General features: G+C 68.0%; 10 protein-coding genes. 2 read left to right on the plus strand and 8 right to left on the minus strand.

Translation table 11 applies throughout. The features are described from left to right. From ACTHJR_RS19885 to ACTHJR_RS19910, 6 genes are all read right to left on the minus strand, one after another. The coding region (locus tag ACTHJR_RS19885; RefSeq protein ID WP_440525161.1) for an aminotransferase class III-fold pyridoxal phosphate-dependent enzyme at positions 1 to 834 on the minus strand (834 nt) is incomplete at its 3' end. Beyond that, positions 831 to 1,454, minus strand: coding sequence for a dethiobiotin synthase (gene bioD / locus ACTHJR_RS19890; protein ID WP_440525162.1), 624 nt, complete (start codon positions 1,452 to 1,454; stop codon positions 831 to 833). The genes bioD and ACTHJR_RS19885, both read right to left, overlap by 4 nt. Beyond that, positions 1,451 to 2,602, minus strand: coding sequence for an 8-amino-7-oxononanoate synthase (locus tag ACTHJR_RS19895; RefSeq protein WP_440525163.1), 1,152 nt, complete (start codon positions 2,600 to 2,602; stop codon positions 1,451 to 1,453). The genes bioD and ACTHJR_RS19895 overlap by 4 nt, the downstream gene beginning before the upstream one ends. Continuing rightward, positions 2,599 to 2,979 carry a VOC family protein gene (locus ACTHJR_RS19900; RefSeq protein ID WP_440525164.1) on the minus strand — a complete coding sequence of 127 codons (381 nt, stop codon included), beginning with the start codon at positions 2,977 to 2,979 and terminating at the stop codon, positions 2,599 to 2,601. Before ACTHJR_RS19900 ends, ACTHJR_RS19895 begins: the two co-directional genes overlap by 4 nt. 15 nt (positions 2,980 to 2,994) lie before the next feature. Next, positions 2,995 to 5,742: a [protein-PII] uridylyltransferase gene (locus tag ACTHJR_RS19905; protein WP_440525165.1), complete on the minus strand. Its 2,748-nt coding sequence runs from the start codon at positions 5,740 to 5,742 to the stop codon at positions 2,995 to 2,997. A gap of 47 nt (positions 5,743 to 5,789) precedes the next feature. Then, positions 5,790 to 6,191, minus strand: coding sequence for a helix-turn-helix domain-containing protein (locus ACTHJR_RS19910; RefSeq protein WP_440525166.1), 402 nt, complete (start codon positions 6,189 to 6,191; stop codon positions 5,790 to 5,792). Between the two features lie 130 nt (positions 6,192 to 6,321). On the opposite strand from ACTHJR_RS19910, the gene ACTHJR_RS19915 reads away from it, so the two are divergent. After that, positions 6,322 to 7,287, plus strand: coding sequence for a hypothetical protein (locus ACTHJR_RS19915; RefSeq protein ID WP_440525167.1), 966 nt, complete (start codon positions 6,322 to 6,324; stop codon positions 7,285 to 7,287). 19 nt (positions 7,288 to 7,306) lie between these two features. Here the strand turns inward: ACTHJR_RS19915 and ACTHJR_RS19920 are convergent, their stop codons facing one another. Together ACTHJR_RS19920 and mutS are read right to left on the minus strand one after the other, a co-directional pair. Continuing rightward, complete coding sequence (locus tag ACTHJR_RS19920; RefSeq protein WP_440525168.1) at positions 7,307 to 7,618, minus strand: helix-turn-helix domain-containing protein; 312 nt, start codon at positions 7,616 to 7,618, stop codon at positions 7,307 to 7,309. An 82-nt stretch (positions 7,619 to 7,700) separates the two neighbouring features. Beyond that, positions 7,701 to 10,280 carry a DNA mismatch repair protein MutS gene (gene mutS, locus ACTHJR_RS19925; protein WP_440525183.1) on the minus strand — a complete coding sequence of 860 codons (2,580 nt, stop codon included), beginning with the start codon at positions 10,278 to 10,280 and terminating at the stop codon, positions 7,701 to 7,703. A gap of 210 nt (positions 10,281 to 10,490) precedes the next feature. On the opposite strand from mutS, the gene ACTHJR_RS19930 reads away from it, so the two are divergent. Beyond that, the gene (locus ACTHJR_RS19930; RefSeq protein WP_440525169.1) at positions 10,491 to 12,749 is read left to right on the plus strand and encodes an NADP-dependent malic enzyme; all 2,259 of its coding nucleotides are present in this window, start codon (positions 10,491 to 10,493) and stop codon (positions 12,747 to 12,749) included. Positions 12,750 to 12,786: the final 37 nt, after the last annotated feature.

Here is a 12,786-nt window from a genome sequence, read left to right on the forward strand (position 1 = left end):
GAAAATCGGTCGCGTCGCCATCGTCACCGCCAGCGGCACCGCCCCGCCGGTCAGGCCCTTCGACAGGCACAGGATGTCGGGCACCACATCGGCCTGCTCGCACGCCAATAGCGTGCCGGTGCGGCCCCAGCCGGTCATCACCTCGTCGGCGATGAACAGCACGTGGTGCCGCGCGCAGATCGCGCGCATCTCGGCCAGTACGCGCGGCGGGTACATCAGCATGCCGCCGGCCCCCAGGACCAACGGCTCGACGATGAACGCCGCCGGTTGTTCGCGGCACGCGGCCTCCAGCGCGTCCAGTGTCGCCTGCTCGGCTCCTTCCGCGGGAAAGGGAATCGTGCCGACATCGAACAGCAATGGCGCATAGGCCTGGTTGAACACGCCGCGCGCGCCGACCGACATCGCGCCGATCGTGTCGCCGTGATAGCTGTGCTCCATCACCAGGATGCGATGGCGGGCCTCGCCGCGATTGGTCCAGAAGCCGAGCGCCATCTTGAGCGCTACCTCGACGCTGGTCGAACCGCTGTCCGAATAGAAGACGTGGGTGAGGGCGGGCGGCATGATGGCGACCAGCCCGCGCGCCAGCGTCTCGGCGGGCTCGTGCGTCCAGCCGGCATAGATGATCTGGTCGAGCTTCTCGGTCTGCGCGGCGATCGCCGCCATGATGCGCGGATGGCAATGGCCGTGCGTCGTCACCCACCAAGACGAGATCGCATCGATCACGCGGCGGCCGTCGGCGGTGTGGAGCGCGGCGCCGCTGGCGCGCGTCACCAATGGGATCGGCTCGCCCAGGCCGTGCTGGGTGAAGGGGTGCCAGACGGGCGAGCCGCTCATCGGAAATCCGCCAGGTCGAAATTGCCGGCGAAGGCGGCGGCGAGCGTCGCGGGGTCGAGCGGCGAGACGATCGGCAGGCGGCCCAGTCGCTTGACGTTCCCTATCGCCGCGATGGTGGCCTCGCTATCCTCGACCGCATCGCCCACGAAGACGACGCCGCGGATATCGACATCGCGCGCGCACAACGCCTCGATCGCGGCGAGGCTGTGGCTGATCGTGCCGAGCGAGGTCGCCGCAACGAGCACCACCGGCAGCTGCCAGCGTGCCATGATGTCGGCGAAGGTCACCTGGCGCGTGAAGGGCACCAGAACGCCGCCCGCGCCTTCGATCACCAGTGCCCGGTCACAGGGCGGCGGATCGAGAGCGTCGGTATCGATCGTCACGCCGTCGATCTCGGCGGCGCGGTGCGGCGAGCACGGCGTGGTCAGGCGATAGGCCTCGGGCAGCAGGCGATCGGCGGGCAGGCCGGACAAGCGGCCGACGCGCTCGAGATCGCTGCCGTCGTCGAGCCCCGCCTGGACCGGTTTCCAGTAGCAGCCGTCGAGCGCGGCGGTCAGTGCGGCGGCGAACACCGTCTTGCCGATATCGGTGCCGGTGGCAGTGATGACGATCGCGGTCACAGCGCCTCTTTCAGCGCCGCAGCGAGCGCGTCGATCACCGTTTCATCGACGTTGAGCGTGATCGACAGCCGCAACCGCGCGGTCCCGACGGGAACGGTCGGCGGGCGAATGCCACGGACGTCGAACCCTTGCGCCTGGAGGCGCGCGGCGATTGCCATCGTGCGGGCGTCGTCGCCGACGATCACCGGCATGATCGGCGTGCCCGTGGCCAGCGCGCCGAGCGGGACGAGCCGGTCATGGGCGTGCCGCACCAGCGCATCGAGCCTGGCGATCCGCTCCGGCTCGCGGTCGAGCAGGTCGAGAGCGCCGCGCACCGCCGCCGCCATCAGCGGGGAGGGCGCGGTCGAGAAGATGAAGCCGCGCGCGCGGTTGATCAGGACGTCGCACACCGCGCGTGACGCGCAGACCAGGGCGCCTTCCGCTCCCAATGCCTTGCCGCACGTCCGCAAGGTGATGAGGTTGTCGCGCCCTTCCCAGGCCGCCGCGAGGCCGCGCCCGCCCGGCCCGAACACCCCGGTCGCATGCGCTTCGTCGACGATGAGCACGGCGTCCTCGCGATCGGCGACCGCGATCAGCTCGGCGATCGGCGCAGTGTCGCCGTCCATCGAATAGAGGCTCTCGACCGCGATCCACGGCCGGCCCTTGCCGCCCTCGCACCGCCACCCGGCGATCGCATCGGCAAAGGCCTCGACCTGGTTGTGCGCCGCCGCCACCCGCGTCGCGCGGCCCAGCCGCATACCGTCATGCGCGCTGGCGTGGATCAACTCGTCATAGACGACCAGGTCCTCGGTGCCGGGCAGCGCCGCGAATATCCCGCCATTGGCGGCGAAACCGGTGCTGAAATAGAGGGCGGCCTCGCTGCCGGCCCAGGTCGCAGCTTCCGCCTCGAGCGCTTCATGCTCTTCGTGATTTCCGCGCAACAGCCGCGATCCGCCTGCGCCGATCGGCACGCCGCGCGCCAACGCATCGGCGACGATGGCCCGCATCTCGGGCGATCCGGCAAGGCCGAGATAATCGTTCGAGGCGAAATCGTGCCCCGCCCGCGCCGCCAGCGCGCGCCGCCGGTGCCTCGCGGTCAGCGCATCGAGATCGCCGTGGAGCTTCGCCTGGAACGCGGCGCCGGGGGGCAGGGGATCGGATCGGCTCAAGCCGGCGGCTCCCACAATTCGATCGCGTTGCCCTCGGGGTCGTGGACGCGGGCGAAACTCCCGGTCGACGGGTCGTTCCATTCGGGCTTGACGATCACCTCGATGCCCTTGGCGTTCAATTGTTCGAGCAGACTGTCGAGGTCGCTGACGCGCAGGTTGAGCATGTACTGCTTGTCTTCCGACCAATAATCGGTTCCCGCCTTGAACGGCGCGAACACCACGGGCCCGCCTTGCACCTTCCAGGTCCATTGGTCGGGCAAGCCGGTGTCCTCGGCCGCGCAGCCCGCGCCGACGCCGAGATTGTCGCGATACCAGGCATTGAGCGCGTCGGGATCCTTCGCGCGAAAGAAGATTCCGCCAATTCCGAGTACCGGCATCGCTCTCTCCTCCTGTCAGGCCGCCTGCGCGACCGTTTCGCCCGCGGCGGCGTCGACCATCCTCCGCTCGAGCGCCTTGACCCGGGCCGGTGCCTCGATCTTGTCGCCGGTCAGGTCGGTTACGTAGAAGGTGTCGACCGCTCGCTCGCCATAGGTCGCGACATGCGCCGAGTGGATCGTCACTTTTGACTGGAACAGGGCCTGGGCGAGCTGGTGCAGCAACGCCGGGCGGTCGCGCGCATTGACCTCGACCACGGTGAAGCGGTTCGAGGCGTGATTGTCGACGAACGCCGCCGGGTTGATGTCGAACGCTTCGGCGCGCGGGCGCGGCAGCGGCTTGGCCTTGAGCCGGTCGGTCAGCTTGTTGCGATTGGCCAGCGCATCCTCGATCGCGCGCCGCAGCCGCTCGAGTTGGCCGGGATCGTCGAACGGGCGGCCGAGCGGGTCCTGGACCAGGAAATTGTCGATCGCCATGCCGTCGCGCGTGGTGTGGATGCGCGCGTCGATGATATTGCCGCCGGCGACGCTGATCGCGCCGGCGATACGGTAGAACAGGCCGGGATGGTCGGCGGCGTAGATCGTGACCAGGGTGGCGCCGCGATCGGTATCGACCTCGCTGGCGATCGACAGCGGCTCGTCTTCTGCCGCGGCCATCAGCTTCAGATTGGCCACCAGCGCGTGCTCGGGCTCGGCCACCCAATAGGATTCGGGCAGGCGCTTGACGATGGTGGCGAAGGTCTTGTCGTCCCAACCGAGCGCGGCGGCGACCGCTTCCTGCTTGGCGGCGACGCGCTCGCCGCGACCCTTTTGCTTGTGGCCGAGCCGCAGCACTTCCTCGGCGGCTTCGTACAGGTCGGTGAGCAATTGCCGCTTCCACCCGTTCCACACGCCGGGCCCGACCGCGCGGATGTCGATCACCGTCAGCGTCAGCAACAGGCGCAGCCGCTCGGGGCTCTGCACCGCTTCGCAGAAATCGAGGATCGTCTTGAAATCCGACAAGTCGCGCTTGAACGCGGTCGCCGACATCAGCAGGTGATAGCGGACCAGCCAGGCGACGGTCTCGGTCTCGGCGGGGGTCATGCCGAAGCGCGGGCACAGCTTTTGCGCGACTTCGGCACCGAGCACCGAATGGTCGCCGCCGCGCCCCTTGGCGATGTCGTGAAGCAGCGCCGCGACATAGAGCACCCGGCGCGAGGCGATCTGCTTCATGATCGCATAGCTCAGCGGATGGTCGTCCTGCAGTTCGCCGCGCTCGATCCGGCTGAGCAGGCCGATCGCGTGGATGGTGTGCTCGTCCACCGTGAAATGGTGGTACATGTCGAACTGCATCTGCGCGACGACGCGGCCGAAATCGGGCACGAAGCGGCCGAACACGCCCGCCTCGTTCATCCAGCGCAAGGTGACTTCGGGATTGTTGCGGCTGGTCAGCACTTCGAGGAACAAGGCATTGGCCTCGGGATCGCGGCGGATGTCGTCGACCAGTTTCGCGTCGCGCGCGGCGGCGCGCATCGCCAGCGGGTGGATTTCGAGGCCGTGGCGGTCGGCCAGCACGAACATCTCGATCAGCCGGGTCGGCTTTTCCGCCAGAAAATTCTCGTTGGGCAGCGCCAGCCGCCCGCGGTCGAGCACGAAGCCGTGGAGCTTGCTCGGCCGCCGCCGCAGCGTCGGCAGTCCGAAGCGCCGCCCGCGCGCGGCGAACTTCTCGTCCAGATGCGCGAGGAATACCCCCGTCAGGTCGCCGACCGCCTTTGCCTGCAGGAAGTAATAATGCATGAAGCGCTCGACCTTGGACTTGCCCGGTCGGTCGGCGAAACGCATCCGCTCGGCGATCTCTCGCTGCATGTCGAAGGTCAGGCGGTCCTCCGCCCGGCGCGCGATCGCATGGAGGTGGCAGCGCACCGCCCACAGGAAATTCTCGGCGCGGTGGAATTGGGCATATTCGGCCTGGGTGAACAGGCCGACATCGACCAGTTGCGCCGCGCCCTGGACGTTGTAGGCGTATTTGCCGATCCAGAAGAGCGCGTGGAGGTCGCGCAGGCCGCCCTTGCCCTCCTTCACATTGGGTTCGACGACATAGCGCGTGTCGCCCATGCGCTTGTGGCGTTGTTCGCGCTCGGCGAGTTTTTCGGTGATGAAGACGCGGGCGGTGTCCGACTGGACCTCCGCCTTGAAGCGCCGCGATGCCTCGTCATACAGGTCCTGGTCGCCCCAGACGTAGCGCCCCTCGAGCAACGCGGTGCGCACCGTCACATCGGCCTTGGCCTGGCGCACCATGTCGTCGAGGCTGCGGGTCGACTGCCCGACCTTCAGCCCCAGGTCCCATAGCGCGTAGAGCATCGATTCGACGACCTGTTCGTGCCACGGGGTTTCCTTCCATGGCGTCAGGAAGCCGATATCGACGTCCGACTGCGGCGCCATCTCGCCGCGGCCATAGCCGCCGACCGCGATCAGCGTCAGGCGCTCGGCGGCGGTCGGGTTGCTGAGGCGATAGAGCCGCTCGACGGTGAAATCGTAGAGCAGGCGCAGGATCTGGTCGATCAGGAACGCCTGGCTCGCGGCGATCTCGAGTCCGCGCGAAGGATGCTGGAGCAGTCGCCGCTCGATCTCTGCGCGGCCCGTTTGCAGCGCTTGCTTGAGCAAGGCGGTCGCCGCCTGGCGGAGCTTGGCGCGGTCGCTGCCTTCCAGTGCCTTCAGCGCGTCGCCGAGCGCGCGGCGATCGATGATCGCGCGACGATTGGGCAGGCTGTCGAAGCGTCCGGACATGGCCCGGCGATAGTCGCGAACGCGGCCGGCGTCACGCGCGCTTTAGTTTACCGGTCCCGTTGCAATCCTTCGGCGGTCCAGCCGAGATCGAACCTTCCCCGTTCGTCGAACAGCGCGACGATTTCCCCGCGCAGGCAATCGGTGACCCATTGCGGCGGCAGGCCGACGGCGCGAGCGTAATTGCGCGCGAAACCCAAGGCATAAACGGGGGCGGAGAAGCCATCGAAACGCCCCTGCTCGATCGCTTCGAGGTGGCGCAGCGCGACTCGCGTTTCCCGCGCGACGTCGATCAGCGACATTCCGCGCTCCTCACGCGCGGATCGTAACGCCCGGCCGACCGCCTCCGCCGGCATCAGCGGCAGGTCGCGATCGAGTTCTCCCCTGAACAAGTCCATGCTGAAGTCCCCCGACTCGCCGGTCAGGATCGCACCATTGTGCCACCGCCGCAACGATCCCGAGCGGCGACAAGGACTTGCCTCCGGTCGATCGTCCGAATTTGGGTCGCGCGGATGGTTTGCGGCGCGGTAATCTTATTGTAATGGCTTGGCGGGGCGCCTCTTTTGGCGCGGGGTGGAACATATGGAAGCTGGGCCGCCGGCGACGCCGGAACGGACACAATCGCGGCTGGCGTCACGCCTGCTGGTGGAAACGCAACTGACCAGTCTGGTCCGGGCGATCGCGATCGTGCGCAAGCTGGCCGGCGGATCGTTCGTGTTCGATCGCGGCATCTTCTTTCTGGCGATCCTGCGGGCGAGCGGCGACGTGCTCGCCGATTGGCCGAACGCGCCGCGCAGCACCGCCGATAGCGGCGGGATCAGCATCAACGCATTGTCGCAATCGCTGCACCGCCCGTTCGAGACCGTGCGGCGACACGTCAACGCGTTGATCGACGCCGGTTTGTGCGCGCGCACGCCGAGCGGCGTCGTCGTGCCGACCGCGTTGCGCGAGGACGAAGATGTGGCGGCGTTGCTGGTGCACCTGCACGATTCGCTGGTCTGGCTGGTCGACGAGTTCCATAGCTACGACATGCCGTTACCGCGTGCCGCGCCCGGGCTGCCCTATCGCGCCGACATCACCCTGGCTGCGGCGATCGACCTTGCGCTGGGCGCCTTCGACAATGTCGGGCTGTTCGTGGTCGACTGGCTGGAGTTGGCGATCGTCGGCGCGGTGCTGGTCGCGAGCGTGCGCAGGATCACCCTCGATGGCGAACTCGCGCGGCGCTATTCGGAATTGACCACCGTCGTCCCGATCGAGCGGCGCGAGCCGATATCGGCAGCGGCGATCGCGCGCGCGCTGACCATTCCCTATTCGACGGTGCGCCGCCAGATCCTGATGACGGTGGAGAGCGGCAAGCTGGTCGAGCGCGGCCGTGGCGTGGTGTTGTCGGACGCCATGCTGTCCGGCCCGGGCGCCGCGATCATGGGGGCCACCGCGACGACGCGGACCGCCTCGTTGTTCGGTCGGCTGGTCCCGGGCGGGTTTCCGTTCGACCGTCCGGATCATGCTTATGTCGGCACGCCGCCGGCGCTGGTCGATTTCAGCTAAATCGGGATCGGGCGGCGGATCAGCCCGGCTGCCGCGCCAGGTCGGCGGCGAGTGTCTGCATGACCCATTTCTCCGGCAACCGCACGATCCGGGCATAGGCTCCGGCCGCGGCGATCGTCGCGGCGATCGCGGTCATCCCGGCGAAATCCGAATTCTCGATCGCGCGAACCGTCTGGAGGTCGGCGCCGACCCGGTCCGCGACGTCATGCAGCGACAGACCCAGCCGCAACCGGCCGCGCCACAATGCCTCCCCGATCTGACTGGGCGCGGGAGGAGTGCCATGTTCCGCCTCGGTCGTCCGACGATATGATTCCGGGCCGATGTCGCCCATCCGGTGCCAATCTCCAATTCGAACGGGGAGACTGGCACAGGTAAGAAACGTCCACAACGGACCGAATGCCAATTGTAAAAATTTAATCCGGCTGGGCGAGCGCCTTAAGCCGATAGAGCGCCTCGAGCGCGTCGCGCGGGCTGAGCGCATCGACGTCGAGCGCGGCCAGCGCGTCGCGGACCGCGTCGCATTGCTCTTCTTCCGCCTCGGTCGCTGCCGCGAACAACGGCAGGTCGTCGAGCCCGGCCGCGAGGCCGCCGGTCTTGGCGCGACCGGCTTCGAGCTTGGCCAGCACCGCTTTGGCTCGCGCGATCGTGACCGGCGGCAGGCCGGCGAGTCGCGCCACCGCTAGCCCGTAGGAGCGGTCGGCCGGCCCCTCGGCGACTTCGTGGAGCAGGACGAGATCGCCTTTCCATTCGCGCGCGCGGACGTGGTGCAGGCTCAAGGCGTCGCAGCGTTCCGCCAGCCGGGTCAGCTCGTGATAATGCGTCGCGAACAGGCAGCGACAGCGATTGTCCTCATGGATCGCCTCTACCACGGCCCAGGCGATGGCGAGGCCGTCATAGGTCGAGGTGCCGCGCCCGACCTCGTCGAGGATGACGAAACTGTGCGAGGTCGCCTGTGCCAGGATCGCCGCGGTCTCGACCATCTCGACCATGAAGGTCGAGCGCCCGCGCGCGAGATTGTCCGAGGCGCCCACGCGGCTGAACAGCCGGTCGACCAGCCCCAGTCTGGCCCGCCTCGCCGGGACATAACTACCCGCCTGGGCGAGCACCGCGATCAGCGCGTTCTGGCGCAGGAAGGTCGACTTGCCGCCCATGTTGGGGCCGGTGACCAGCCATAGCCGCGACGTCTCGGACAGCAGGCAGTCGTTCGACACGAAACGTTCGCCGGTGCGCTGGACCGCGGCTTCGACCACCGGGTGGCGCCCGCCCTCGACCTCGAAACAGGCATGATCGACCAGCGTCGGGCGGGCCCAGCCATCCTCGGCGGCACGCTCGGCGAGCCCGGCCGCGACGTCGAGCCGGGCGAGCGCGTCGGCGGTGGCGGCGATCGCTTCCCGGCTCGTCAGCGCGGTCTGGGTCAGTTCCTCGAGATGCGCGGCCTCTGCGGCGAGCGCGTGGCTGCCCGCCTGAGTCACTTTCATCGCCAGTTCGTGCAATTCGGGCGCGTTGAAGCGGACGACGCCGGCCAGCGTCTGGCGATGGGTGAAGCCACTGTCGGCGGCCATCAGCGGATCGGCGACCTTGGCCGGCACTTCGACATGATAGCCGAGCACGCCGTTGTGGCGGATCTTGAGCGCGCTGGTGCCGGTACGGGAGCGATACTCGGCTTCGAGCGCGGCGATCGCCCGCCTACCGCCCGCGCCGATGTTGCGCAAATCGTCGAGCGCGACGTCATAGCCCTCGGCGATATAGCCGCCGTCCGACGCGTCGATCGGCGGCGTGGGGACCAGCGCGCGCTTGAGCAGATCGATCAGCGAGCCGTGGCCGCGAAGGCGCGGCGCGATCTCGCGGAGCAGGGGCGGCGGGGCATCGAGCGTGTCGATCCGCTCGCCGAGCAGCCAGGCGCCATCGAGCCCGTCACGAAGCTGGCCGAGATCGCGCGGGCTGCCGCGCCCCGCGACGAGCCGGCCGAGAGCGCGCCCGATATCGGGCAGGCTGCGCAAGGTCGCGCGCAGATTGTCGCGCAGGCCGCCATCGTCGTGCAGCCGCTGGACGAGGTCGAGCCGCGCCTCGATCGTCGCGCGGTCCATCAGCGGCGCGCCGATATCGGCGGCAAGCAGCCGCGCGCCGGCACCTGTCACCGTGCGGTCGACCGCGTCGAGCAGGCTGCCCTTGCGCTGCCCCGTCTGGGTCTGGGTGAGTTCCAGGCTCTCGCGCGTCGCGGCGTCGATCGCCATCGCCTCGCCGGCGCTGCCGATCCGGGGCGGGCGCAGGAAGGGCAGGGCGCCCTTGGCAGTATGGTCGAGATAGGCGACCAGCCCGCCCGCCGCGGCCATGCCGGCGCGGCTCATCTGCCCGAAGCCGTCGAGCGTCGCGACGCCATAGACGCGCTTCAGCCGCGCTTCCGCGACGGTCGAATCGAATTCACCGCGCGGCCGCAGCACCGTGGCGAATTGCTCGAACGCGCTGGCCTCGCTGGCCAGTACTTCGGCGCCGCCCAGGCGCGCCAGTTCGGCGGAAAGGCCGGCGGCATCGGTCTCGACCAATTCGAACCGCCCGGTCGAGACGTCGGCGGCGGCGACCGCGACGCCGCCTGCCGCTTCGCCGATCGCGACGCACCAATTGGCCGCGCGCGAGTCGAGCAGGGCTTCCTCGGTCAGCGTGCCGGCGGTCACCACGCGGATGATCGCCCGCGCGACCAATGCCTTCGATCCGCCGCGCTTCTTGGCCTCGGCCGGCGTCTCGGTCTGGTCGGCGATGGCAACGCGATGGCCCGCCTTGATCAGCCGCTGAAGGTAACCGACCGCGGCATGGGCGGGGACGCCGCACATCGGGATTTTCTCGCCATCATGCTCGCCGCGCGCGGTCAGCGCGATGTCGAGCACGCCGCTGGCGATCTTCGCATCCTCGAAGAACAATTCGAAGAAATCGCCCATGCGATAGAACAGCAGGCAATCGCCAGCTTCCGCCTTGAGCGCGAGATACTGGGCCATCATCGGGGTCGGGGCGGCGTCGGCCATGCGCGTCGGTTAGCCCAGCCGGTCCGCGCCGCAAATCCCGCGGGCCGCCTTTACTGTGGGTAAAGTGTGCGGATTCCCGCTCAGGACGGAAGGCATTTTCGCTTGCAATAATACATCGTGAGTAGCCAAGCCGGTTCCCTTATCGCTATCTCGCACCTAAAGACGGGCGCAACAGAGAGGATCAGAATGGCCGACGAAGCATCCGTCCAGTTTTCCGACCGCGAGGCATTGCTGTTCCATTCGGAAGGGCGGCCCGGCAAAATCGAGATCGTCGCGTCCAAGCCGCTGACCACGCAGCGCGATCTCGCGCTGGCCTATTCGCCTGGCGTGGCGATTCCCGTCCAGGCGATCGCCGACGATCCCGCCACCGCTTACGATTATACCGCCAAGGGCAATCTGGTCGCGGTCATCTCCAATGGGACCGCTATCCTCGGGATGGGCAATCTCGGGGCGCTGGCCTCGAAGCCGGTGATGGAAGGCAAGGCGGTGCTCTTCAAGCGCTTCGCCGATGTCGATGCGATCGATATCGAACTGAAGAGCGAGGACGTGGATCGCCTCATCGATGCGATCGAGCTGATGGAGCCTAGCTTCGGCGGCATCAACCTCGAGGATATCAAGGCGCCCGAATGCTTCATCATCGAGCAGACCCTGCGCGAGCGGATGAACATCCCGGTCTTCCATGACGACCAGCACGGCACCGCGATCATCACCGCGGCCGGCCTGATCAACGCCTGTTTGCTGACCGGGCGGCACCTGTCGGACATCAAGGTCGCGGTCAACGGCGCCGGCGCGGCGGCGATCGCCTGCACCGAGCTGATCAAGGCCATGGGCGTGCGCCACGAGAATGTAATCATGTGCGATCGCTCCGGCGTGATCTACCAGGGCCGCGAGAAAGTGAACCAGTGGCAGTCGGCGCACGCCGTCGTCACCGAGAAGCGGACCTTGCAGGAGGCATTGCACGGGGCCGACGTGTTCCTCGGCCTGTCAGCGGCGGGCGCGGTGACGGCCGAGATGGTCAAGGATATGGCCAAGGCGCCGATCATCTTCGCGATGGCCAATCCCGAGCCCGAAATCCGTCCCGAACTCGCCAAGGGCGCGCGTCCGGACGCGATCATCGCGACCGGCCGGTCGGATTATCCCAACCAGGTCAACAACGTGCTCGGCTTCCCGTTCATCTTCCGCGGCGCGCTCGACGTGCGCGCGACGGGCATCAACGAGGAAATGAAGATCGCCGCGGCGCAGGCGATCGCCGAACTGGCGCGCGAGGCGGTGCCCGAGGAAGTGGCGGCGGCCTATGGCGTGCGGCATACGTTCGGCGCCGATTACATCATCCCGGCGCCGTTCGATCCGCGCCTGATGGAAGTTGTCCCCGCCGCGGTCGCCAAGGCGGCGATGGATTCGGGCGTCGCGACCAAGCCGATCCTCGACATGGCGGCCTATCGCCAGCAGCTTCGCGGGCGGCTCAACCCGACCACCTCTGTGCTCGCCCAGGCCTATGAAGGCGCGCGCGCGCAGCCCAAGCGCGTGCTGTTCGCGGAAGGCGAGGAGGAAGTGGTGTTGCGCGCCGCGGTGGCGTTCCGCGAGGGCGGCTACGGTACGCCGGTGCTGGTCGGGCGCGACGACGTCCACGACCGGTTGCGCGCGCTCGGGGTCAAGGACGTCGAGAGCTACGAAGTGCACAACAGCCGCAATTCGCCGCTGGTGCCGCGCATGGCCGACTTCCTCTATCAGCGGCTGCAGCGTCGCGGTTACCTGCGCCGCGATTGCGAGCGGATGATCAACCAGGATCGCAACATCTTCGGGTCGGTGCTGCTCCAGCTCGGCGAGGCCGATGCGATGATCACCGGTGTCACGCGGACCTATGCCCAGACCATGCGCGAGGTACGCAAGGTGATCGACGTCGAAGCGGGACGCACCGCGTTCGGCATCCACGTCATGGTCGGCCAGACCCACACCGTGTTCATGGCCGACACGACGATCAACGAGCGCCCAACCGCCGAGGAACTCGCCGATATCGCGGAACACACCGCCGCGGTCGCGCGGCGCATGGGCCATGAGCCGCGCGTCGCGTTCCTCAGCTATTCGACCTTCGGCAATCCGGAAGGGCGCTGGCTGGAGAATCTGCGCGCTGCGGTCGGCGTGCTCGACCAGCGTCAGGTGAGCTTCGAATATGAAGGCGAAATGGCGCCCGACGTCGCGCTGAACCCGCGCCAGCTCGCCAATTATCCGTTCGCACGCCTGTCGGGGCCGGCCAATGTGCTGATCATGCCGGGCCTGCAATCGGCCAACATCTCGGCCAAGCTTCTCCGCGAACTCGGCGGCGACGCGGTGATCGGGCCGATGCTGGTGGGTCTCGAAAAGCCGGTCCAGATCGCGCCGATGACCTCGACCGCGAGCGAGCTGGTGACGCTGGCGGTGCTCGCCGCCGGCGGGGTCGCGCGCTGATAACGGATTGAAGCGCGGGTCAGCTGCTATACATCTG

The sequence above is a fragment of the Sphingomonas sp. genome (genome assembly GCF_051962185.1).
GTDB lineage: Bacteria > Pseudomonadota > Alphaproteobacteria > Sphingomonadales > Sphingomonadaceae > Sphingomonas.

Coding starts and splice junctions, on each gene's coding strand:
- ACTHJR_RS19900 (WP_440525164.1), bottom strand. CDS start 2,979: ATGCCGGTACTCGGAATTGGCGGAATCTTCTTTCGCGCGAAGGATCCC.
- ACTHJR_RS19920 (WP_440525168.1), bottom strand. CDS start 7,618: ATGGGCGACATCGGCCCGGAATCATATCGTCGGACGACCGAGGCGGAA.
- ACTHJR_RS19905 (WP_440525165.1), bottom strand. CDS start 5,742: ATGTCCGGACGCTTCGACAGCCTGCCCAATCGTCGCGCGATCATCGAT.
- ACTHJR_RS19915 (WP_440525167.1), top strand. CDS start 6,322: ATGGAAGCTGGGCCGCCGGCGACGCCGGAACGGACACAATCGCGGCTG.
- ACTHJR_RS19930 (WP_440525169.1), top strand. CDS start 10,491: ATGGCCGACGAAGCATCCGTCCAGTTTTCCGACCGCGAGGCATTGCTG.
- mutS (WP_440525183.1), bottom strand. CDS start 10,280: ATGATGGCCCAGTATCTCGCGCTCAAGGCGGAAGCTGGCGATTGCCTG.